Origin of the sequence: Bradyrhizobium sp. SZCCHNR1053 (assembly GCF_032381235.1) — a bacterium.
GTDB lineage: Bacteria > Pseudomonadota > Alphaproteobacteria > Rhizobiales > Xanthobacteraceae > Bradyrhizobium.
The window spans coordinates 209,285-231,825 of sequence record NZ_JAUHJM010000010.1; the positions used below are offsets into that span (position 1 = coordinate 209,285).

The 22,541-nt window shown below is 64.8% G+C and carries 24 protein-coding genes and 1 pseudogene; 16 read left to right on the forward strand and 9 right to left on the reverse strand.

What is annotated here, in order from left to right:
- Nucleotides 1-25: 25 nt before the first annotated feature.
- The 9 genes from fliD to QX051_RS22530 all read left to right on the forward strand — a co-directional run bounded on the left by fliD (nt 26) and on the right by QX051_RS22530 (nt 8,518).
- A complete protein-coding gene (fliD, locus tag QX051_RS22490) occupies nt 26-1,741 on the forward strand; it encodes a flagellar filament capping protein FliD (RefSeq protein ID WP_315777624.1) in 1,716 nt (571 codons plus the stop codon).
- Complete coding sequence (locus QX051_RS22495; RefSeq protein ID WP_315739748.1) at nt 1,741-2,166, forward strand: flagellar export chaperone FliS; 426 nt, start codon at nt 1,741-1,743, stop codon at nt 2,164-2,166. The genes fliD and QX051_RS22495 overlap by 1 nt, the downstream gene beginning before the upstream one ends.
- A 232-nt stretch (nt 2,167-2,398) precedes the next feature.
- Entirely contained in the window at nt 2,399-2,671 is a 273-nt protein-coding gene (locus QX051_RS22500) for a hypothetical protein (RefSeq protein ID WP_315739747.1), read from the forward strand.
- A gap of 470 nt (nt 2,672-3,141) precedes the next feature.
- Entirely contained in the window at nt 3,142-3,807 is a 666-nt protein-coding gene (locus tag QX051_RS22505) for a flagellar hook assembly protein FlgD (RefSeq protein WP_315777625.1), read from the forward strand.
- 22 nt (nt 3,808-3,829) lie between these two features.
- Nucleotides 3,830-5,068 carry a flagellar hook protein FlgE gene (gene flgE, locus QX051_RS22510; RefSeq protein ID WP_315739745.1) on the forward strand — a complete coding sequence of 413 codons (1,239 nt, stop codon included), beginning with the start codon at nt 3,830-3,832 and terminating at the stop codon, nt 5,066-5,068.
- A 3-nt stretch (nt 5,069-5,071) separates the two neighbouring features.
- Nucleotides 5,072-5,341 carry a hypothetical protein gene (locus QX051_RS22515; RefSeq protein WP_315777626.1) on the forward strand — a complete coding sequence of 90 codons (270 nt, stop codon included), beginning with the start codon at nt 5,072-5,074 and terminating at the stop codon, nt 5,339-5,341.
- A gap of 15 nt (nt 5,342-5,356) precedes the next feature.
- On the forward strand, nt 5,357-5,809 hold the full coding sequence (locus tag QX051_RS22520) for a flagellar protein FlgN (protein ID WP_315739743.1): 453 nt from the start codon (nt 5,357-5,359) through the stop codon (nt 5,807-5,809).
- 27 nt (nt 5,810-5,836) lie between these two features.
- Nucleotides 5,837-7,594: a flagellar hook-associated protein FlgK gene (gene flgK / locus QX051_RS22525; protein ID WP_315777627.1), complete on the forward strand. Its 1,758-nt coding sequence runs from the start codon at nt 5,837-5,839 to the stop codon at nt 7,592-7,594.
- 54 nt (nt 7,595-7,648) lie between these two features.
- The gene (locus QX051_RS22530; RefSeq protein ID WP_315777647.1) at nt 7,649-8,518 is read left to right on the forward strand and encodes a flagellin; all 870 of its coding nucleotides are present in this window, start codon (nt 7,649-7,651) and stop codon (nt 8,516-8,518) included.
- 439 nt (nt 8,519-8,957) lie between these two features.
- Here QX051_RS22530 and QX051_RS22535 read toward each other — a convergent pair whose 3' ends face one another.
- The 6 genes from QX051_RS22535 to QX051_RS22560 form a co-directional block, all read right to left on the reverse strand.
- Complete coding sequence (locus tag QX051_RS22535; protein ID WP_315777629.1) at nt 8,958-9,491, reverse strand: hypothetical protein; 534 nt, start codon at nt 9,489-9,491, stop codon at nt 8,958-8,960.
- Nucleotides 9,492-9,629: 138 nt separating this feature from the next.
- Nucleotides 9,630-9,953 carry a BA14K family protein gene (locus QX051_RS22540; RefSeq protein WP_315777630.1) on the reverse strand — a complete coding sequence of 108 codons (324 nt, stop codon included), beginning with the start codon at nt 9,951-9,953 and terminating at the stop codon, nt 9,630-9,632.
- An 87-nt stretch (nt 9,954-10,040) separates the two neighbouring features.
- A complete protein-coding gene (locus QX051_RS22545) occupies nt 10,041-10,823 on the reverse strand; it encodes an alpha/beta hydrolase (protein ID WP_315777631.1) in 783 nt (260 codons plus the stop codon).
- A 3-nt stretch (nt 10,824-10,826) separates the two neighbouring features.
- On the reverse strand, nt 10,827-12,122 hold the full coding sequence (locus QX051_RS22550) for an O-acetylhomoserine aminocarboxypropyltransferase (protein ID WP_315777632.1): 1,296 nt from the start codon (nt 12,120-12,122) through the stop codon (nt 10,827-10,829).
- Nucleotides 12,123-12,214: 92 nt separating this feature from the next.
- On the reverse strand, nt 12,215-12,835 hold the full coding sequence (locus QX051_RS22555; RefSeq protein ID WP_315777633.1) for a nitroreductase family protein: 621 nt from the start codon (nt 12,833-12,835) through the stop codon (nt 12,215-12,217).
- Nucleotides 12,836-12,915: 80 nt separating this feature from the next.
- Nucleotides 12,916-13,845: an aliphatic sulfonate ABC transporter substrate-binding protein gene (locus QX051_RS22560; protein ID WP_315777648.1), complete on the reverse strand. Its 930-nt coding sequence runs from the start codon at nt 13,843-13,845 to the stop codon at nt 12,916-12,918.
- A gap of 1,453 nt (nt 13,846-15,298) precedes the next feature.
- On the opposite strand from QX051_RS22560, the gene QX051_RS22565 reads away from it, so the two are divergent.
- Complete coding sequence (locus QX051_RS22565; RefSeq protein WP_315739734.1) at nt 15,299-16,051, forward strand: hypothetical protein; 753 nt, start codon at nt 15,299-15,301, stop codon at nt 16,049-16,051.
- Nucleotides 16,052-16,440: 389 nt separating this feature from the next.
- Here the strand turns inward: QX051_RS22565 and QX051_RS22570 are convergent, their stop codons facing one another.
- The gene (locus QX051_RS22570) at nt 16,441-17,091 is read right to left on the reverse strand and encodes a TetR family transcriptional regulator (protein WP_315777634.1); all 651 of its coding nucleotides are present in this window, start codon (nt 17,089-17,091) and stop codon (nt 16,441-16,443) included.
- A 93-nt stretch (nt 17,092-17,184) separates the two neighbouring features.
- On the opposite strand from QX051_RS22570, the gene QX051_RS22575 reads away from it, so the two are divergent.
- Both QX051_RS22575 and QX051_RS22580 read left to right on the forward strand, forming a co-directional pair.
- Nucleotides 17,185-17,847, forward strand: a complete 663-nt coding sequence (locus tag QX051_RS22575; protein ID WP_315777635.1) for an O-methyltransferase — start codon at nt 17,185-17,187, stop codon at nt 17,845-17,847.
- A 114-nt stretch (nt 17,848-17,961) separates the two neighbouring features.
- A complete protein-coding gene (locus QX051_RS22580; protein ID WP_315755044.1) occupies nt 17,962-18,612 on the forward strand; it encodes an aspartate/glutamate racemase family protein in 651 nt (216 codons plus the stop codon).
- Between the two features lie 12 nt (nt 18,613-18,624).
- Here the strand turns inward: QX051_RS22580 and QX051_RS22585 are convergent, their stop codons facing one another.
- Nucleotides 18,625-19,983 carry an LLM class flavin-dependent oxidoreductase gene (locus QX051_RS22585; RefSeq protein WP_315777636.1) on the reverse strand — a complete coding sequence of 453 codons (1,359 nt, stop codon included), beginning with the start codon at nt 19,981-19,983 and terminating at the stop codon, nt 18,625-18,627.
- Between the two features lie 142 nt (nt 19,984-20,125).
- Between QX051_RS22585 and QX051_RS22590 the strand changes: the two genes are divergently transcribed.
- The 4 genes and pseudogenes from QX051_RS22590 to QX051_RS22605 all read left to right on the forward strand — a co-directional run.
- Nucleotides 20,126-20,659, forward strand: a complete 534-nt coding sequence (locus QX051_RS22590; RefSeq protein ID WP_315777637.1) for a tannase/feruloyl esterase family alpha/beta hydrolase — start codon at nt 20,126-20,128, stop codon at nt 20,657-20,659.
- A gap of 140 nt (nt 20,660-20,799) precedes the next feature.
- A complete protein-coding gene (locus QX051_RS22595; RefSeq protein WP_315777649.1) occupies nt 20,800-21,006 on the forward strand; it encodes a PRC-barrel domain containing protein in 207 nt (68 codons plus the stop codon).
- A 329-nt stretch (nt 21,007-21,335) separates the two neighbouring features.
- Complete coding sequence (locus QX051_RS22600; protein WP_315739926.1) at nt 21,336-21,563, forward strand: hypothetical protein; 228 nt, start codon at nt 21,336-21,338, stop codon at nt 21,561-21,563.
- Nucleotides 21,564-21,700: 137 nt separating this feature from the next.
- Nucleotides 21,701-22,026 (forward strand): annotated as a pseudogene (locus tag QX051_RS22605) (amidohydrolase); the annotation flags it as partial.
- 137 nt (nt 22,027-22,163) lie between these two features.
- Here the strand turns inward: QX051_RS22605 and QX051_RS22610 are convergent.
- The coding region (locus QX051_RS22610; protein ID WP_315739727.1) for a hypothetical protein at nt 22,164-22,541 on the reverse strand (378 nt) is incomplete at its 5' end.

Here is a 22,541-nt window from a genome sequence, read left to right on the forward strand (position 1 = left end):
CTTTTTCCTTGGAGGACGACGATAGATGACGGTGAGCAGCGCAACCTCGAGCACGAGCGGCACGACGTCGTCTTCTTCCTCATCCTCGACGAGTTCGAGCAGCTCGCTCACGACGTCGGGAACGAGCACGACGAGCACGATCGACTGGACTGCGCTGATCGAATCCGCGGTCAATGCCAAGCTCACCCAGGCGACCCAGATCTCGACCAAGATCACGGCCAATGAGGCCAAGATCACGGCCTACCAGACGCTGCAGACCGCGCTGAAGACGCTGTCCTCGGGATTGTCGTCACTGGCGACGTCGATGGTGAACTCGCTTGCGACGAACGCCTTCGCCACGCGGGCCGCCACCATCAGCGCGACCGGCGACGTCAGCGCCTCATCGGCTCTGTCGATGTCGGTGAGCAACGGTGCTGCGACCGGCAGCCACACGCTGACGATCGGCCAGATCGCCACCGCACACAAGGTGACGGGCACGACGCAGTCGAGCCAGACCGCGGCACTCGGCTATTCCGGCACGTTCTCGCTCGGCCTATCCGGCGGCAGCACGGCCGACATCACCATCACCAGCGGCATGTCGCTGCAGGATGTCGTCGACGCGATCAATGCCCAGACCTCCACGACCAACGTCGAGGCGTCGATCGTCCAGGTATCGAGCGGGTCGTATCAGCTGGTGCTGACGGGGACCCAGGATTCCGCTGACATCACCTACGCCAGCTCGTCCGGCGACGACGTGCTCAACAAGCTTGGCGTGACCGACAGCTCGGGTGCCTTCACGACCGTGCTGCAGACGGCGCAGGAGGCGGAATTCACGCTCGATGGGATCAGCCTGACGCGCAACACCAACGACATCACCGACGTTCTCAGCGGCGTCACCTTTGATCTGCTGCAGGCGACTCCGTCCGGAACGACGCTGACTGTCACCATCGGGACGGACACGAGCCAGATCTCGTCGGCATTGCAGACATTCGTCACCGACTACAACGCATTCCGCGATGCCGTCATCGCGCAGCAGACCACCAATTCGGACGGGACGGCGTCCTCGAGCTCCGTCCTGTTCGGCGACGGCACCATGCGCGACATCATGAATTCGCTCCAGGCCGTGCTCGGAACCTCGGTCGGCGGGCTGACGATGGCGGACCTGGGCCTGTCGTTCAACGAGAAGAACGAACTCGAGCTCGATACTGGCACGCTGTCGACGATCCTCAGCACCAATCTGAGCGGCGTGACGACGTTGTTGTCGGCGCAGACCAAGACCTCGTCGAGCCAGCTCAGCGTAGTCAATACCGGATCGTCGCCGCAGTCGTTCACCCTGGATCTGACTGTGGACTCGTCGGGGACGCTCACGACCGCGTCGGTCGGCGGCGACAGCTCGCTGTTCACGGTCAGCGGCAACACGATCGTGGGCAATTCCGGGACGATCTATGCCGGGATGGCCTTCACCTACACCGGCTCGACGTCGCAATCGGTCACCGTGACCTCCACACAGGGGCTTGCAACCCAGATCTACCAGATCGCCAAGACCGCATCGTCCAGCACGGGATCGCTGCAGACGCTGATCGACAATCTGACCTCGCAGGACGAGACGATGCAGGCCAAGGTCGATGACATCAAGAGCTCGGCCGCCACGTTCCAGACTCAGCTCACGGCGCAATACGCCAAATATCAGGCCGCCATCGAGAGCGCCAACAACACGCTCACTTATCTAAAAGCCCTTCTCAACGCGAGTTCGAGTAACTGATGACCCAAAATTCGATGGCGCAATTCGCAAGTCAGGCCTATCGCGGTGCTGCGGTGGCCGTTCCGCCGCTCCGGGCCGTCATCATGCTGCTCAACGGAGCGATGCTGAGCTTGCAGAAGTCGCTGCAGGCGCAGGAGGCCCGCCGCTTCGAGGAGGGGCACATCCATGTGACCCGGGCGACCGCCATCCTGCGCGGATTGAGCCTTCACCTTGATCCAACGCGCGGCGGGCCGGTCGCCGACCAGCTGTTCGGAACCTACAACGCCCTGATCGTGGCCGCGCTGCGGGCCTACGGTCGACCTCACATGCGCGAGAATTTCCAGCGGATCACTCAAAGTTTGCTGGAGCTGCGGGAGGCGTGGGAGGCTGTCGATGCGGCAGCCCGGGGAAAGCGAGCAGCCGGTGATTCGGCCAACCGTCGGTAGCTCTGTCCGAATCAGGCACCTGCCGCACTGCGGAAATCTTGGGAAACCGATCAGAAACGGGCTGCATTGTCTCTCGTTTCGGTATCCAGTGCGGCGTCGCGTGCAGACGGCTCCCGAAAAATACGGAATTTCCCGCGTCCGGTTGCGGTCGATCGTCACAATTGCCGATATCAATTTCGTTCGCGGGCTGAATGCTTTATGACCAAGCCGGAAGCGCTGGATTGGGCGGACGATGGACGTCAGGGAATTCGAGGATCTGATCGGCAGGCTGGGTGAGGACATCTCGCGCTGGCCAGCGGAGCAGCGTCAATCGGCTGCTGATCTGCTTGCGTCCTCTCCCGAAGCCGATCGATTGCTGTCCGAGGCACGTCTTGTTCGTGAGGCGCTGTCGTCGCCGCCGGTTCGTGCACCCGCGGGCTTGACGTCGCGTATCCTTGCTGCGGCCAACCGCCTGACCCAAGAGGAAGCGTCAACCGCCCCGGCTGACGCCCACCAGCCCGGCTGAGCTCCGCCAGGGCCGAGCTTGGGCGACTGCGCTTCGGCCGGTTGGGCCGTGGGCGCCGGAACCGCAACACCATCACCGCTGCCATCTCCCTCAATTTGTCGAGCTCGTTTGCGCATGAATCGGGGGCGCCCGAGTGCGACGACGCGAGCCGTGGCGCGGGAGATGACGCGACGGGTGCAGCCGATCTGACCTGGTCGCGCCGTCCATACTCTCTGCTGGTCTCGTCCTGCCCACCGGCCGAGTGCGCCGCGAGGCCGCGCTGCCGATGCAGAGCGGGGCCCCGCACCAGGCGATTTTTGCCGCCCCTGCGCAACCGCGCGCCGGCAAATTCTGCCGTCGGATCAACTAATTCGACCGACTAATTGTGCGCCTGGATTCGGCGCTCCGGCCGTTTGATCAGCAAACGCCTTCGCGACCGTGTGGTCGTGCTGTGTCCCGCCGCCGTTCGCGGCGCGAGCCGGAGTTCCGTCATGACTGTTTCCGCCGCGAGTTCGTCGACCGCGACCACCTCATCGACCTCATCATCCAGCGATACATCGCGTACGACGCTCAGCTCGACCGACTTTCTTCAGCTCCTGGTGAGCGAACTGCAGAACCAAGATCCGCTCAGCGCGACCAGCGTGACCGACTTCATCAACCAGATGACGTCCTACGCCAACTACACCTCGCAGCAGTCGCTCAACAGCAGCATGACCTCGCTGGCCGGCTCGTTCTCGAGCCTGGTGACGCTGAATTCGGTGAACTACATCGGCCACACCGTCGAGGCCAAGAGTGACACCGCCGTTCTGTCGAACGGCTCGGCGACCTTCGGCTATTCTCTCTCGTCGGCGGCATCGAACGTTTCGATATCGATCAAGGATTCCTCCGGAAGCACGGTCTGGACCGGCACCGGGACCGGCAACAAGGGCGCCAATTCGATCACCTGGGACGGCACCGATTCCAGCGGCAATCAGCTCAGCGACGGCGGCCAGTACACGATCTCCGTGACGGCGACTGACTCCGCGGGCACCTCGGTTCTCAACTACACGACGATCACCGGGACCGTAACCGGCATCGAAACCTCGACCAGCACGCCGTCGCTCACCGTCGGCGGCATTCCTGTCAGCGCCAGCAACATTATCGGCGTCACCTCCTGACGGCATCATTCGGAGTACAATCATGAGTCTTTCTGGAGCCCTGTCATCGGCGATCTCGGCGCTCAACGCGCAGAGTTCATCGCTCGCCATGATCAGCGACAACATCTCCAACGCCGATACGACCGGATACAAGACCACGTCCGGCCTGTTCGAGCAGCTGGTGACGGCATCAAGCAGCTCGAAAGCCTATTCCTCGGGTGGCGTCTCGGTCTCCGGCCGTGCCAATATCACGCAGCAGGGGCTGCTGGCCGCCACCACCAACGCGACCGATGTCGCAATCCAGGGCTCGGGTTTCTTCGTCGCGACCAACTCGACTTCGGCCGGAGGCGAGACCTTCTACACCCGCAACGGCGCGTTCACCACCGACAATGCCGGCTACCTCGAGAACAACGGCTATTATCTCGAAGGCTGGCGCACCGATGCGAGCGGCAACGTGGTCGGCAATGGGCTCGAATCGATCAACACCAAGGTTGCGCTGACGAATGGTGGAGCGACCACCAAGACGTCGCTCGCCGCCAACCTGCCGGCCGATGCCGCGAGCGGCGATACCTTCAGCAGCTCGATGACGGTGTACGATTCGCTGGGGCAATCGCACACGCTCAACGTCACCTGGACCAAGGGGGCGACGGCGAATGAATGGACCGCCGATTTCGCGCCGGCCACGGCGTCGGACGGCACCGTGACGAGCGGCACCTATACAATCGATTTCAACTCAGATGGCTCGCTGAGCACGGTCTCTTCGACCAATCTCGGCATCACCTGGAATAACGGCGCGGCGGCCAGCTCGATCGCGCTCAGCTTCGGCACGACGGGCGGCGGCACCGATGGCCTGACCCAGCTGTCATCCGGCAGCACGACGCCGAGCGTCTCCAATTTCAGTGCCAATTCCGATGGCATCTCTTTCGGTACGCTGAGCAGCATTTCGGTCGGCAAGAACGGCCTCGTCGAGGCGACGTATTCCAACGGCCAGACGGTTCCGATCTACAAGATCGCGGTGGCGACCTTCGCCGATCCTAATGGCCTCGTGGCGCATAGCAGCGGCATGTACACGTCGACGGCGACGTCGGGCAATGCGACCCTGCAGGCGTCCGGCGAGAATGGTGCAGGAACCATCTACGGCAGTGAGCTGGAGTCGAGTACGACCGACACCACGGGCCAGTTCAGCAATATGATCTCGGCTCAGCAGGCCTATTCGGCGGCATCGCAGGTGATCTCGGCGGTCAACAAGATGTACGACACCCTGATCTCGTCGATGAGGTAGATCATGGCCGACCTGAGGAGGGAGCGGCTCGGCGAGGGCGAGGCTCTGCTGAAGAGGCTGCGGCGGCTGAGACTGCGCGCCGCGACCGTCGGCAAGGACGACCGCGCGCAACTGTTGGCCTTGATCGACGATATCGAAACGGTCCGACGAAAGCTTCTGCGTGAATGCGCGCTGCTCGACGAAGAGCTCAAGGTCGCCACCGTGAGGGTGACGGCGCTGAATACCTACGCCCGTGTCGCGCAGATCAGCCGCCGACCGCAGCGTGAACAGTAGGATGGGAGCGACAGGATGAAACACGCAGTTCAGGCCGACCAGCGGCCGGCCAGCGAAGATGAGGTGCGGACCTTGATCGCGCTGATCGACGAGCTCATCGCGGTGGTGTCGGAGGAGAATGCGGAGCTTGCCAAAGGGCTCCCGGCCTCGCGCTCCAAGCAGCTTGACGACAAGAATCGGCTCGCCGGGCTGTTTGAGCAGCGGGTTGCCGAATGCGCCAGGCGAACGGCGAGTCTCGACGTCCGCGACCGCGTCCTGCGCGAACAGCTCATGGAGCACATCTTTAACCTGCGTGGCGCGATGGACGAGAACCTCGTTCGGCTGCGGGCTGCGATCGAAGCCAGCAATCGTCGCATCGAGGCAGTCATGCAGGCGATCCGCGAGCAGATCGCGAATGCGTCGCCCTATGGCGCAGGCGGGCGTCGCACCGCGCGTGCGACGTCCTGTGGAACCAATGTCAGGGCATGATGGCCGCCCAGCAGCGGGAGTAGAGTGATGTCGCTCGACATAGCACGGCTGGTCGCGTTCAGCGGCATCTCGGCTACGGAGCTGCAGATCAGCGTGGCGTCGTCGAATATCTCGAACGCCGACACGAAGGGGTATACGCAGAAGACGGCCAACCAGGTCACGAATGTGACCGGAGGAGTTGGGACCGGTGTTTCGATTACCGGCATTTCGAGCAATGTCGACAAGCTGCTGCTGAAATCCCTGATCGGATCCAATTCCGAGCTCGGCGCGGCCGACACCACCAACGACTACCTGACGCAACTGCAGCAGCTGTTCGGCAGCGCGTCCACATCCGGCACCTCGACGACGGGAACGTCGCTGGCAAACTCTCTTGCATCACTGGAGTCCGCCTTGTCGTCGTTGGCGAGCTCGCCCAGCAGTGTTTCGCTGCAATCGGCCGTCGTCAGCGCTCTGGACGATTTCGCCAGCCAGCTGCGCAGCACCTCTGGTGGCGTGCAGACGTTGCGCGCCAACGCCGACAAGGACATCGCGTCGTCGGTTCAGAGCGTCAACGACGACCTGCAGCAGATCGCCGATCTCAATGTCGAGATCCGCAGAATGGCAGCGTCCGGCCAATCGACCGCGGATATCGAGGATGAACGCAATGCCGCGCTGCAGGACCTCTCGTCCTACATGAACGTCAGCTACTACACGGCGTCGAATGGCGATCTTCAGGTCTATACCTCGTCGGGGCGAGCCCTCGTCGACAGCTCGGCGCACGCGCTGAGCTACACGGCCTCGGCGAATGTCTCGGCGGCTTCGAGCTATGCGTCCGGCGGCTTCAGCGGCATCATGGTCGACGGCGTCGACGTCACGTCCCAGATCACGTCGGGCAAGATCGGCTCGCTGGTCACGTTGCGGGACGAGACCTTGCCGGCCGCGCAGACCCAGCTCGATCAGTTGGCTTTGCAGCTGAAATCGGCGCTGAATGAGATCAGCAATGGCGCGTCGGCCGTGCCACCTCCGGCCACTCTGACCGGGTCGGCGAGCGTCAGCAGCACGACCGCCCTGTCGGCGTCCGGAACGGTCCGCATCGCCGTGGCTGACCAGAGCGGCAATCTCGTTTCGTACCAGGATCTCGATCTGTCGTCCTACGCGACGGTGGGCGATCTGGTCACGGCGCTCAACGGCATCTCCGGGGTCTCCGCCTCGATCGACTCCAGCGGACACCTGTCGATCAGCGCCACGTCGTCGTCGAGCGGCATCGCGATCAACGATATGACCAGTGCGGTCGGCGGCAGCGGCTTCTCCAACTATTTCGGCATGAATGATCTCGTCACCGGCACGAGCGCCGCCAATTTTGCCGTCAACAGCAGCATCTCGAGCGGCGCTTCTGGTCTGCCGACCGGCACGCTCGACGGTTCTGCGACCTTGACGACTGGCAGCCAGGTGCTGACGGCCGGCTCGGCGACGGTTATCAATGCGCTCATCGACAAGCTCACCGGCTCGACCAGCTTTGCGTCGGCCGGAGGCCTCAGCGCAACGACCGGCTCGTTTTCCGACTATGCCGCGGCGATCGTCGCCAATGTCGCCAGCAAGGCTTCGCAGGCCTCCACTGCCTACACCGCGAAGTCGACAGCCCAGTCGAGCTATGCCAGCTCGCTGTCCTCGCAATCGGGCGTCAATCTCGACGAGGAGACCGCGCGGCTGAGCTCGCTGCAGAACAAATACGCTGCCGCCTCGCAGCTGATCTCCGTGATCAACAGCATGTTTTCTTCGTTGCTCACTGCCGTGCAGTCGACCTAGTCCGGAGCGCAGATCATGACGATGCGGATTGCGACATTCTCGAACTCCGACCAGATGATCACGAGCGCGCTGCGGACGCAGGCGACCATGGCCAATCTCCAGGTGCAGGAAGCCTCGGGGCTGAAATCGGAGTATCTCGCCGGCTACGGCGCCGACACTCAGCACGTCGTCAATCTTCAGGTCTCGGTCACGCGGGCGCAATCCTATATCGATGCTGCGACCCTGGCCGACAGCAAGGTGCAAGTCATGTATTCCGCGGTGGGACAGGTGTCCGACATCGTCAGTCAGCTGCGCACGGCCCTGAGCGCCGCGAGCTCCGGCAGCAGCACGGGAACCACGTCGGCGATCAGTACCGCGCAGCAGTTGCTGCAGCAGATGGCGGGCATTCTGAACACCCAGTATGATGGGCAATATCTGTTCGGCGGGGGGCGCACCTCGACTCCGGCTGTCGATACCTCGACCTTCGCGTCCGGCTCGGGATCGCTGACCACGATGGATACCAGCTATTATCAGGGCGACAGCGAGCTTGCCTCGGTCCGTGTCTCCGACGGCCAGTCCGTGACGTATGGCGTGACGGCCGACAACCCTGCTTTCGAGGAGGTCATGCGTGTTCTGAAGTTCGTTGCGAATAGCTCGACCCTGTCCGGAACCGACATCACCTCCGCGCTGACGCTTGCCGATCAAGCAGTGGACGATGTCGCCACGGTGCAGGCCAAGGTCTCCGATGCAGCGTCCCGGATCGAGAGCGCGAAGTCTCAGCAGACCGACTATAAGAGCTATGCCGAGAGTCTGGCGACCGACCTGACCAGCGTGGACGTCGCTGCGGTCACCGCCCAGCTCTCGACTTATCAAGCCCAGCTCACGGCGAGTTATACCGCCATCTCCAAGATCCAGAGCCTGAACCTGGCCAGTTACCTGCGCTGAGTTTCGGGACATCGTCCGGGCCCAGCAGAGCCGGACTGCCGATTCAAACCATGCGGCTCGCTGGCGGGCATCTCGTCGGCGGACCTCTCAATTGCCTGGCTTGCGACGTTCGACAGCGGCGCTGCGCGCGATCGGTGGGGTGGGTATGGGCGGATCAAGGAAAACGCGAAAGTCCAGCAGCTCCATCTGCGGGAAGATGATGATCAGGACGTCGAGCTGCCAAGGAATTCCGCACTGGAGTCGTCTGCGCCTTCGTCGCCACGGTCATGGCTCTCAAGCAGATCTGGTGGGTAATCTCGCCCGGCGCAATGAGGCGTTGGCGACATTTGTCGCGTTCGTCTGGCGCGATCATGAGGAGTACGTGATCCGGCGCGGCGGAAGTTGCGCATCGCCGTGCCGGTGCGTCGGGCGAGCCCCACGCACCAGCGAAATCACATCACTAGCGATGATGGACGCGGATCACGCCATGACCGTAGCGGTGTCCGAAATGACGGCCGCCGTGCCAGCCATGATGGCCCCAACCCGGACCGCGGTAATAGCCGTAGCTGTGCCGCCACGGCCGCGGGCCATAGGAATAGCCGTAGCTGCGATAGATCGGGCGCGGCACGTAGCTGTAGCCATAGCCGCCGTAATAGGGCCGGTAGGCCGGGTAGTAGCCGCCATAGCCGTAGGGATAGGCGGCGTAGCGGTACCCGCCGTAGTAGGGATAGGGCGCGTAGCCGCCATAGTAGGAGGGTGCGGCGATCGCCGATCCGATCAGGGCACCCGCCAACAGCCCCGCGCCGATCGCGGCACCGCCGCCCCAGCCGCCATGCCAGCCGCCGTAGCGGACCTGCACGGCATTCGAGCTTTCGGCGCTCGGTTTGGCGGCTGCTGACAGCGACGTCAGCGGCGCAGCCGAGACCGAGTGCAGCGTGGATACAGAAAGTGCGCCGGCGATGGCGAGCGTCGCGGCGGCTTTGAAGGTGACCATCCTGATGTCTCCCGTTGATTCAGCGCTATGCTCAACCGGACGAGACGAACTTCGTTGCATTTGTCGCAGCGGACGTTTTGTCACGCGCCATTGGTCCAGGCGGCGGTCGATGCCGGGGGGGCATCGACCTTGGTGTCGTTACGGGCAGGAATGGCGCAGGCCGTCATTGCTGAGATAGGTGCCGGAGCCCGGGTCGTAGGACCGGAACCGCTGGGCGCAATAGGCCTGGGCGTTGGCGGCCTCGGCGCGGCTGTCGGCGATGGCGCCCCCGATGATCGCGCCGGCCGCGAGGCCGCCGAGGGCGGCGGCACCCGCACCATAGCCGTGGCGATGCCCGTAAGAGCGATGGCCGTAATAGCCGCGGCGATGACCATAACCGCCGCGCCAGTGGCGATATTGCACCTGCTGCAGCTCGGTCGCGTTCTGCGTGGCTGGGGTCGGCGCCGGGTGGTTCGGCAGCAACGGCTCGCCGTCGCCCTCCGTTCCGCGCCGCGAAGGAGCATGTCGGCGGCACGAGGTCGCATCCAGGACCGGAACCGTGACCGCAAGCTATTCGATCAGCGCATCGAGCAGCGCATCCGGGCATTCTGTCATCATCGTATGTCCCGCGCCGGGCAGGACGGTCGTGCGCGATTGCGCAATCGCAGCCGCCAGCGCCTTGCCGGCCTTCAGCGGTGTCATCATGTCCTTTTCGCCGAGGATTAGCCGCGTCGGCACCTTGATTCTGGCCGCCGATGCCAGCGCATCCTGGTACTCGTTGCAGGCGGAGAGATCGTTGAACAGCACGCCCGGCGCGCAGCGCCCCAGGGTCGCCTGCGCGCCGCCATGCATCCACAGGCCCGGCGCGCGGCTGCCGCCGAGCTCGGCGGCAAAACCGAGGCCCCAGATCGAGACCATGTCGATGGCGGCGTGATCGTTGGCTTCGGCGGCCTTCAGGAGGTCAGGCCCTACCGTCATCGTTGCCGCGGTGCCGATCAGGCTCAGCGCCGACACGCGATCGGGATGGCGTGCCGCGGCATCCAGCGCGATCAGCGAGCCCATCGAATGGCCGATCAGGTGAGCGGGTTTCGCATTCAACGCCTGCAACAGCGCGACGATCCAATCGGCCATCGCAGCGATGGTCGGCAGCGCCGGGCCCGCCGAGCGGCCATGGCCCGGCAGATCGGGCGCCAGCACGGCAAAGCCATGATGGGCGAACCAGCGGCTGTGCAGTGCCCAGACCGAATGGTCGAAGCCGGCGCCATGGATGAAGACGACGGCGGGCAGGGACGAATCGAAGTCGCGGCCGCCCGTGGCGGCGAAGACCTCATGATCTCCGATTGACAGCTGCATGGCTCACACCTTCTGCGAGGCGCGCAGCGCCTGTCCGAGATCGTCGATGATGTCGCTGGCCGCCTCGATGCCGACCGAGAGCCGGATCAGCTCCTCGCCGATTCCGGCCGCGGCGAGCTGGGCTGCGTCCATCTGCTGATGCGTGGTCGAGGCGGGATGAATCACCAGCGTCTTGGCATCGCCGACATTGGCGAGATGGCTGATCAGCTTCAGGCTCTCGATGAACTTGCGCCCCGCGGGACGTCCGCCCTTGATGCCGAACGAGATGATCGAGCCGGCGCCGCGCGGCAACAGCTCCTTGGCGAGCGCATGGTCCGGATGGGTCTCGAGCGAAGGATGCAGCACCCAGTCGACGGCCTTGTTGGCAGTCAGCGCCTCCAGCACGGCGCGGGTGTTGGCGACGTGCCGCTCCATGCGCAGATGCAGCGTCTCGACGCCCTGCAGCAGATGGAACGCGTTGGTCGGCGACAGGCAGGCGCCGAAATCGCGCAGGCCTTCGGTCCGCGCGCGCATGATGAAGGCGGCCGCGCCGAACTGCTCGTCGAAGACGATGCCGTGATAGCCGGCATAGGGCTCGGTGAGCTGCGGGAATCTGCCGGACGCGCGCCAGTCGAACCGGCCGCCATCGATGATCGCGCCGCCGATCGCGATGCCATGGCCGCCGAGCCACTTGGTCGCAGAGTGCATCACGATGTCGGCGCCTTGGGCGATCGGCTGGCTGAGATAGGGCGTGGCAAAAGTGTTGTCGATCAGGAGCGGCACGCCGGCCGCATGCGCGATCGCCGAGACCTTGGGGATGTCCAGCACCTCCAGACCGGGATTGCCCAATGTCTCGCCGATCAGGAGCCGCGTGTTCGGCTTGATCGCGGCGCGGAAACCGTCGTGATCCCTGGGCTTGACGAAGCTCGTGGTGATGCCGAAGCGCGGCAGCGTGTGCGCGAGCAGGTTGATGGTGCCGCCATAGAGCGAGGAGGAGGCCACGATGTGATCGCCCGCATTCAGGAGCGTGGCGATGGCCAGATGCAGCGCGGCCTGGCCGCTCGCGGTGCAGACCGCGCCGACGCCGCCTTCGAGCGCGGCGAGCCGCTCTTCGAGCACGGCCGTGGTCGGGTTGGAGATGCGGGTATAGATGTGGCCGGCACGTTCGAGATTGAACAGCGCCGCGGCGTGCTCGGTGTCGTCGAACACATAGGACGTGGTCTGATAGATCGGCACCGCGCGGGCGCCGGTCGCGGGATCCGGGTGCTGGCCCGCGTGCAGGCTCAGGGTCTCGAAGGCGGGCGGTTTCGGCGGCGGCATGCGGATCAACTCTCCTCAAGCAGATCGCATCTTCTGCCACAGATTTCGCCGTCAGTCAGGAGCGGCGCGGTGCGCCGCCCCTGCGACATCGATCAGCCGCCGAAGCGCTGCGGGAACAGGCCGGCCGAGGCGATCTCGGCGATGGACAGGCGTGCGCTCGGCTTCTCGCGCTCCTTGAGCATGGCCGGCAGCTTTTCGCCGTCGCCCTTGCGGCCGACCGCGATCGCGATCTCCACGGCGAAACCGTCGGGCACCCCGAGCGCTGTCTGTGCGGCGGCGACGTCGAAGCCGCTCATGCCGTGGGTGATCCAGCCGGACACCGCCGCCTGGTTGGCGAAATTGGCCCAGGCCGCGCCGGCATCGAAGGAATGCGTGCGCGTCGGTGCCGGCTCGGTCTTGCCGGCCGGGATGAAGGTCTTCTTCGACAGCACGTAGACGATCGCCGCGGCATGCCGCGCCCAGCCGCGGTTGAACTCGACCAGCGGCGCCAGGAAGGTGTCGAACTCGGCGGAGCCGCGCAGCGCGTAGAGGAAGCGCCAGGGCTGCGAATTGTAGGAGGAGGGCGCCCAGCGTGCCGCCTCGATGAAGGTCAGGAGCTCCGTCTCCGGAAGCGCCTCGTCGCTGAAGCCGCGCGGCGACCAGCGATCGACGAAGATGCGATGCGCCGGATGCTCGGTGATACGGTCGGTCGGCGGGGGAAGATGGGCAGTCACGGGGGTCTCCTTCGTTCAGGCTCGTCGTCGGGCCTCGCGCCGCGCTTCGCTGCGGGGCACAATCTCGGCTCCTGTGTGGCTCACGGCGCTTTGGGAGTCCAGATCGCCAACGCAGATGTGTCCACCTTCGCCGGCAGCACGCGCTCCGCCAGGAAAGCATCCGCGATCTTCTGCTGCTCCGACAGGCCGGCCGCGGTGACCGCGCCGACCTGGTAGGAGCGGTGGCTGTTGGCCTCCTCGACGGTGGCGGCATCGATGCCCCAGAGCGCTGCGAGCTGGCTCGCCGCGGCGCCCGGATTGGCCTTCACCCATTTGCCGGTTTCGACGAGCTTGCCGTAGATGACGTTGAGGGCGTCGCCATGCCCGGCGGCGTAGTCGGCGGATGCGAGATAGTAGCGCTTGTAGCTGGCAAGCCCGTCGCTGCCGTCCGCGAGCACGCGCGCCCCTGACTGGCGGATGGTGCTGGTCAGGAACGGATCCCACGCGACCCAGGCATCGACATTGTTGCTGACGAAAGCGGTCCTGCCGTCGGCGGGCGGCAGATAGGCGGGGGTGATGTCCTTGAAGGTGAGACCCGCTTTGGCGAGCGCGGCGAGCAGCAGATAGTGGCTGCCGGCGCCCTTGGTCACCGCGATCTTCCTGCCTTTCAGCTCAGCGAGCGTCTTGGTCGGCGAAGCCGTTGCCACGAGGATCGCCTGCGCCGACGGCGAGGCGGCCTCCTCGGCGACATAAGCGAGCCTCGCGCCCGCGGCCTGCGCGAACACCGGGACGGTATCGGCGACATCGGCGCCGACATCGATGCTGCCGATGTTGATCGCTTCCAGCAGTGGCAGGCCGCTGGAGAATTCGTGCCACGACACCTTGATGCCGAGCGGCGTCAGCGCCTTCTCCAACTCGCCATTGGTTTTGAGGAGGGCGATCAGGGTCGAGGATCTCTGATAGCCGATGCGCAGCGTCTCGGCTGCGTCGGCTTGCGACGTGGCGAGCGCACCGAGCAGGGCCGCGGCCATCATCAGGACGCCGCGACGGGCGAGATGCAAGGGCCACGCGCGGCGCAGGCCGCTGAAGGACGGTGTCATTCGGCAATCTCCCAAACAGGCGGTTGCATGCAATTGTCCAGGATCATTCGCAGGATCGTGAGCCCTGCGCAATTTTGCAGATATGTTCATATGGAGATGAAAGTTTCTCATGTGCCCGTGCCGCGAGAGGTTTTGTTTTCTTGGCGCGCGAGATCTGACGAGACAGCCGCTCGCATCCTCGCGACGCGCAGGGCGTCCGAGATGTGTTTGCCGTTCGTCCCTCCATCGAGAGAGGGCACAGGGAAGGCCGGGCGTCGACTGACACCCATGGCCCGCGTGCAAAAAAGGAAGCACGCGGCGGTTACCACAGGATCAGCCGGACATCCGGCCTTCCCTGCGCAATGGGCTTACGGCTTATACGCGATCTCCCCGGTGCGCCGGGCTTTCTGGCCACCGTCATCCGCGAGACACGCAAGCATCTTCGCGAACTTGATACTAGCGTCGGAGTATCAGGACCACGCGATTTCGCCGTCCGGCTCCCATCGTTCGTCCGCGCGCTTGACGCACGCTGCGACGAGAACCGGCCATCGCATCCCGCACCAACGTTTCGTGACGTTCGCGAAGCGCCCCTCTCGATCGGGCGGGATAGGGTGATACAACCACAAATTCCGAAAAAAAGAAACAAGAATGTTTTTCGCAGGAGGACTGGACAGGGCAAATCAGCTTGAGAACGCGGGCGAATTTCGTTCCGTCGCGCAAGCGCGAGGAGAAGCAATAGGCTCGTCACGCAAGACCTGGAGCTTTGGCATATGACAATCAGCTTGAGCCCCTCTGCCTCCACGTCATGGCCGGGCCTCGTCCCGGCCATCTACGTCTTAGTAACTCTCCGCAGAGGTTTGGGCGGGTTGTCCGATCGAACGGCCTTGCATCTGCCGGCCGAGATGAAGCGCGGGAGCTCATGAGCGGATTTGGCCTGAGGCCTCCGACTTGCGCGGTGCGACAAATCGGCAGCCATTGGGGGCAGGAGCCGCGGAGCAAGCGCATTCGGGAGGACAGCCCGTGACTAAAGCAAGCCTCCGCGACCGAGTCAGCGGCGTTCGCACTCAGCCCATTGCGGGCATCCCAAGCGTAGACCGGGTAGTCCGAGCCCGGGCCACGGGCGGACATGGCAATGGAGGCGGCAACTCGTCGTCGCCAAGCACATTCCTCAGGACGTCCACTCGATCAGCTGAATGGTGACAATCTTTGTCGCCATGCGCCGTGTTTACATTGCGCAGCACGTTGGTGAAGCCGCCGCCCACACCGACGACGCCTGCATGGTTGGAGAACCCGCAGCTATCGCGGGGTTGCCTCGACTCATGTCGGGGAAAAGGCAGGCGGTCGGCCTTGCCGCGCCGACGCCGGTCTGTAGGATTGCTGCCGCATTCCAAAAGGAGACATATTGATGAGATCGTTGATTGCGGCTTCCCTGATTTTCGCTACCCTCGCCACCCCGGCGTTAGCCGCGCCGCCCGCCAGCTGTGCCTCCAAGTTCGTCGGCGAGTGGCGGCATTCCGGCAGTGGCAACCGCGGTTCGGTGAAGGCCGACGGCCGCGCGCTGTGCAGCGAACATCCCGCCTGCGTGCAGGGCACCTGGACCTGCTCGGGCAACGTCCTCACCTACACCAATAGCCTCGGCACCTGGAACTACACGCTGGCGCCCGACGGCAAGTCGATGTCGACCGGCACGGCCACCGCGACTCGGATCGGGCCGGCGCCGGCGAGCGCCCGTTCGCGCGCCTCCGATACGGTGGCCGACGCCCCCGATCGGGCCTGCAAGGCGGGAAACATCGCCTCGCTGCAGGCTCACGACGACAGGCTGAAGGGTCTGTGGCAGAGGGCCAGCGAGCGTGAGCAGTGCGGGCCCATTCTCGCCCTCGGGAGAAAGCGAATCGAACTGCTCAAGCAGATCAATTCCGGCAGCTGCGGCAAGGAGTCGGTGCAGATCGGCGCGAGCAACGAGATGACGAAGGTCGCCTCGGTAATGTCGAAATGCGACCAGACCTACACCCCGTCCGACCCCGGCATCCTGAGGCGGGCGGGCGGCACGATCCGAGGTTTCGTCAAGGACCACGTCTTGAAGTGCGAACCTACCTCCGAGAACAACAACTGTGCGCCCAAGCCCCAGCGCAACGGCGGTCCCGGCGTCAGAGGTTAGCCCCTCTGATCCACCCAAATGTGACGCCGCTCCACGCACTCTGCCGGTGTTCGCTTTGGGTCAAAGCCGCCGTCCGACGGCCTACTTCCGGTTGAACCCCTAGAACCGACGTCGCAAGCTTCGACCGAAAGGCCCGGGATGGGCAGAAGCGGACGAATGTCACTCTTTGAGCCGACTTTCGTACGCTTTCACGTGATGCGGAAACAGTTCCTTGTAGGATGGCTGCGCGGTCTCGAGGCAGGACACTTCCCACCCAAGTGGATTTTCAGCTTCGCCGTACTCGCAAACCTCGACGTGCGAACAAACAAGTGCAATCCCGTCCGCCGTCCTTGCGCAAACACCTAAGAAGTATCGCGCTAAGGAGAGGCGGGGACGTGCCGGCTGCGGGACTACCCGGCCTTGCGTCTGTGAGGCTTGTTCGCGGTGGAGAGGTACGCACAGAACATGTCGGCCATCGCATCGGCATAGGCCGATATCTCGGCCCGGCTGCGCGGTGTCTCCGAGAAGTGCTTGCCGACTTGGCCAAGCGTCGTCTTGATCAGATCGGCGGCCCGCGCGCGCTCGGCCTCTCCGGCTTGCGGCAGCACCTCGCGCATGAAGGCGAGCATGGCGCGGCGGCCACTGGCCCTGGCCCGGCGTGCCTCGGGCGCGTCGCGATAGAGCGGGGCGGCGTCGTCGAGTGCGCCGCGCACGGCGGCCTCGTCGCACTCCGATTGCAGGAACGCGTGAACGAGGGCGCGCAATCGCGTTAGAGCCGGACGGCGGGTGTCCTCCAGAATGCCGTGCAGCAGTTTCGTCGTCTGCTGCCACTCGTCGCTCTGCAGCCTGAACAGGATCGCCGCCTTGTTCGGGAAGTACTGATAGAGCGAGCCGACGCTGACGCCAGCCTTCTCGGCGACACGGGCCGTGGTGAAACGTTGCGCGCCTTCCTTGGTCAAAACCTGAACAGCCGCCTGCAGAATGGCCGCGACGAGGTCGGCCGAGCGTGCCTGTTGCGGCAGTTTTCGCGGGGAAATCGGGGCTTTTCGAGGTGGGGCCATGGAGCGTTCCGAAATGCGATTAGCGAATGCGAATGATTATTCGTATTCTGACTTCGACGCAAACGACACGCTTCGAGAATACGGAGAATATCGATGATCACCCTGACCACTCAGCCGGTGGCGCCGCTGCTGGATCGCCTGCTTGCCGAGGCCACGTTGCTGCGGCCGGAGACGAGCCCGATCTTCGCCGGCATGGCCGAACGGGGCGCGCAACTGATGCGCAGCAGGTCCGGCCATGTCGAGCTCTACACGCAGCTCAAGGACTTTCCGTTGCCCGTGTCGCGCGACACCGGCATGCTGCTCTACATGCTGGCGCGCGGCGTCAGTGCGCGATCGATCGTCGAATTCGGCACCTCGTTCGGCATCTCGACGCTGTTCCTCGCCGCGGCGCTGCGCGACAATGGCAGGGGTCGGCTGATCACCACGGAGTCCGAGCCGTCCAAGGTTGCCCGTGCCCGTGCCAACCTCGCGGAGGGCGGCCTGGCCGATCTGGTCGAGATCCGCCAGGGCGACGCTCTGCAGACGCTATGCGGTGATCTCCCGGACGCGATCGACCTGGTTCTGCTCGACGGCGCCAAGCCGCTGTATGGCGATATCCTGGCGCTGCTCGAGAGCCGGCTCAGCGCCGGCGCGTTCATCGTCGCTGACAATGCCGACCACAGCCCCGACTACCTCGCCTACGTCCGTTCGCCTGATAACGGCTATCTGTCGGTGCCATTCGGCGACGAAGTCGAATTGTCGATGCGGATCGGGTGAGCCGCCGGCGGCGAACGGCGATGCCCGCCACCCTCATCGGCGAATGGGGCTGGAGTTGACGTTTGGCCGACGATTGTTCACGAGGAGAGCTTCGTCATCTGAGTAACCGTCCTCATGCCCCGCATCCTCCTGATCAATCCCAACAGCTCGGCCACGACCACCGCGATGATGGTGTCGATCGCGGCCGCCTGCTGCGCCGGCCGGGCCGAGGTGGTCGGCGCGACCGCGACGCGGGCGCCGGCCATGATCGTGGATGCCGAGGCGCTGGCCGCATCGGCGGCGGAAGTGGTCGATATCGGCCGCGCGCATCGCGATGCTTGCGACGGCATCATCGTCGCGGCGTTCGGCGATCCCGGCGCCGCGGAGCTTGGCAGCCAGTGCTCGCTGCCGGTGGCGGGCATCGGCGAGGCGTCGATGCGCGAGGCCGCAGAGGGCGGGCGGCGCTTCGGCGTTGCCACGGTGACGCCTGCGCTGGTCGCGAGCATCGCGGGCCTTGCAGACAGGCTGAACCTGTCGGCGCAGTTCACCGGGACGCGTCTGACGCAAGGCGACCCGGCCGCGCTCGCCGTCGATCCGGCGCGGCTTGCTGCCGCCCTGGCTGAAGCCACGCGCGCCTGTATTGCCGAGGACGGCGCCGAGGCCGTGATCATCGGCGGCGGGCCGCTGGCGCAGGCCGCCGATCAGTTGCAGCGGCAATTCGCGGTGCCGATCATCAAGCCGATCGCGGCGGCGGTGGCCGTGTTGCTGTCGCGTCTGTCGGGCTGAGTGCCAGCAGCATTACGGCCGGTAGCTCGCCGCCGGATGCGGCGCCGCGAGCCGGGCACGGCCGAACATCTTCTCGCGCAGCGTTCCCGGCTGGTAGGCCTTCTTGTAGCGGCCGCGTCTGGTCAGCTCCGGCACCAGCATGTCGGCGACATCGGCAAAACTCTCCGGCGACAGCGCAAAGGCGAGGTTGAGGCCGTCGACGCCGGTCTGCTCGATCCAGCTCTCGATGAGATCGGCGACCTTCGCCGGTGAGCCGACGAACACCGGGCCGATGCCGCCGATGCCGACATGCTCGGCAACCTGGCGCACGGTCCACACCCGATCCGGATCGGCCCGCGTGACGTTGTCCATCGCACTGCGGCCGGCATCGTTGAGCACGTGGCGGACCTGCTGGTCGAGATCGTAGGTCGAAAAGTCGACGCCGGTCCAGCCCGACATCAGGGTCAGCGACGCCTCGTGGTCGATGTAGCGGCGATAGTCGGCGAACTTCGCTTCGGCCGCCGCATCGGTTTCGCCGAGCACGACGGTGGCGATGCTGAAGATAACGATGTCGCTGCCCGCGCGACCCGCGTCGGCGGCGGCCTGGCGGATCGCGGCGACGCGCGGCGCGATGATTTTGGCGGACGGGCCGGACATGAACACGCATTCGGCATGGCGGCCGGCGAACACGCGGCCGCGCGGCGAGGTGCCGGCTTGATACAGCACCGGCGTCCGCTGCGGCGACGGCTCGCAAAGGTGGATGGCGTCGAGCTGGTAGTTCTCGCCGCGATGGCTGACGCGGTGAACCTTCGTGGGATCGGTGAACACGCCGTTGGTCCGGTCGCGCTTGACGGCGTCGTCCTCCCAGCTGCCTTCCCACAGCTTGTAGACGACCTCCATGTACTCGTCGGCGACGTCGTAGCGGTCGTCATGCGCGGTCTGGCGCTCCCTGCCCATGCCGCGTGCGGCGCTGTCGAGATAGCCGGTGACGATATTCCAGCCGATGCGGCCCTCGGTGAGATGATCGAGCGTCGACATCCGCCGCGCGAACGGGTAGGGCGGCTCATAGGACAGCGTGCAGGTGACGCCGAAGCCGAGGTGCTCGGTGACGGCGGCCATCGCCGAGATCAGCATCATCGGATCATTGACGGGCACCTGGATGGCGTGGCGGAGCGCCGCGTCGGGGTTGCCGCCATAGACGTCGTAGACGCCGAGTACGTCGGCGAGAAACAGTCCATCGAAGCGGCCGCGCTCCAAGGTCTTGGCGAGGTCGAGCCAATAGGGCAGGCGGTTGTAGTCGGAGGAGCGGTCGCGCGGATGCCGCCACAGGCCGGGCGACTGGTGCCCGACGCAGTTCATCGCAAACGCATTCAACCGGATGTCCGCAGCCATGATGTCCTCGACGCTGTCTTGAGCCGACCAGATGGCACGCTTCGCCTATGGTTTTCAATCGCGTGGATGCGCACGGCCGCTGCGCGCCGCGGATCAATGACGGCGCAGGACGGGCCGTGGCCCGCACGTGGGGAGGACGAGATTGACGGCGATCCGGATCACGACGCTGGCCGCGCTGGTACTGAGATCGTCGGCTGTGGCCTCCGTCCATGCGCAGGATTTCAAGGCGAGTTGCGCCGCGTTGGCGCAAGGCTTCGCCGACAGCGGACGCGTCGTCACGGCCGAGTTCGTCGCCGCGGGCGGCGTGCAACTGGCGCCGCCGGCACCCGCGGGCGTGACCGCCTCTGGGGCAGCACTTCCCCGAGTTGTTCGACGGCGTCATCGCGGGCGCGCCGGCCTATCGCGTGCCGCTTGCCGGTTCGCGTGGCTGTTCCTGTTTGCCGGCATGAACCATTGCGGCGGCGGACCCGCCACCAATCAGTTCCACTTGCTGACCGCGCTGGACCAATGGGTGGAGGGCACGGCCGCGGCGCCTGAGGCGATCCGCGCCACCGCGCGGCGTGCGGCCGATGTGCCATGGCCCGGGCGCACGCGCGATCTCTGCGCGTTCCCGAAGGTGCTGACCTCCAAGGGCAGCGGCAGCCTCGAGGATGCAGCGAATTTCGAGTGCCGCTGAACAGGTCGTGCATGCCGTCTGCACGGTGTGCACGATCTCTTGATGAGCGGTTGACCCGGGAGGGGGATGAGCCGATCTATCTGCCAGCCGACCTGTCTCCGCAGCGTTGCGGCTCCCATCAGCCCACACACCGGTCCCTCATGGTTGCCAAGACGCGAGCCTTCACCATTCTGCGCGAGTTCGAGCACGTCCAGACCGAGCTGATCGGCAAATGCGTGGCCTTGAGCGACGGCAAGGCCGGAACCGTGGAGCAGGTGTATCTTGATGAACTGCATGGGTTGCGCATCACCCTTCGCGGTCATGACGGGCGCTGGCCGGTGTCGACCATCAAGTTCACGCAATCCTGAGCGGCGGCGTTGGTCTCGGATTTGGAACGCTCAAACGATCGAAACGGCTTGATTACGCGTCGCATGGCGATGCGTGGGCATCGGATCGAGCGTTCGAACTTCTCGAGCGGCCTTTGCAGAGGCCTGCCGGAAGACCTGTGCATCGCATATCAAATGATACGAGAGCGGGCCGGCGCTGCGGCTAGCCTCGATGCTCCCGGCGCGGCCGGCCGCTGCTGCTCTGCCGCCCGGACTACGGTGGTCGCGGCCGATTCACTTATGTTGATGCGCCCGGCATCTCCTGATCTAGAGTTGTCGGTGCGCATCAATGAAACTGGATGCAAACCCGCATGGAAGTAGAAGGTCGGAAGAAACGGCGTCGGCGTGTCAAGCAGACGATGTCGTTGGGTGAGCGGTTGCTAGAGATGGCGCGCGAGGCGCGAGACAGGGCGAAACGTCTGCCGCCGGGCATCGAGCAGGCCAGGCAGTTGCGGCGCGCCCGCGAGGCCGAAGCGATCGTCGAGCTCGATCGCTTCCTGACGGCTCCAGCACGCAGCACTCCACCGCGATCGCGTTGACGCCGTCTCGCGCCGGCGTCGGACGAGGGGCGCGGCGCTGCCAGTGGTGTTTCCGGAACTTGCGGCAACAGGGCTGACCGATCCGGCCGAGGCCGGGCCAATTCCGGACGGCACCCTCTCAACCTATCGCAAGACGCATCCCGGCCGGTGCCGATCTGCATCACCTGGCCTCACCTCCGTGTTCGCGGTGGCGAGAACAATGCCGACTTCGCATTCGCGAATGTGTGCGACGCCGCGAATTTCGATCCCGGGCTCAGCGGCGTGTTCGGTCCGGATACATCAGCGTTTCCGCGCCGTGAGGCGATCGTTGCAGGCGGGGAGGGGATCGCGACCGTCGACATCGACACCAGCAATCTCGACAGCCTCCATCCGACCAACGTCGTCCGGCGGAAAGATCTCGTCCCGCATGCGGATGCCGCACTCGTATCGTGCGCTGGTGCAACCGCACACGAGCAATTTCTGACGCTGCGCGCGCCAACCGTTTCAAAATGGAACGGAAACGGCGTGTGACGGGTCCGAGCGTGGGGGGCGACAGCGCTATCCACATTTCTGCACAGCCGTCGCAAAAAGTTCTTGCGCGGGATGCGGCGCCGCACTATCTCACCACCACGCCAGCCGGACATCACTGATGACTGAGGCCCCCGACTTTCGGGACCAACGTTGTTTTCTTTGATGTTTTTTCTTCCGACTGGCTCCTGAGTTTTTCTTCAGAAAAGCTCTTGACGGTCTCTCAAAATCAGCTATGTGAAGCGCCCCGGCAACGGGGACTTCGACGGCGAAAGAGACCAGAGAAGTTGCACTAATTAGTTCAAGCGAACTAACAAGTGCGGGCTGTTTGACAAGTGAAGATGAAGAAAGAGAAACGTGGACGGCGGAGTCCTTGCGGGTCTCGGGATTGAGAGCTTCGGCTTTTGGTTCTGGGATCGGACGAGAAGACTTCGGCGGACAATGTTTCAAAGGTAACACCATGGTTTTCGC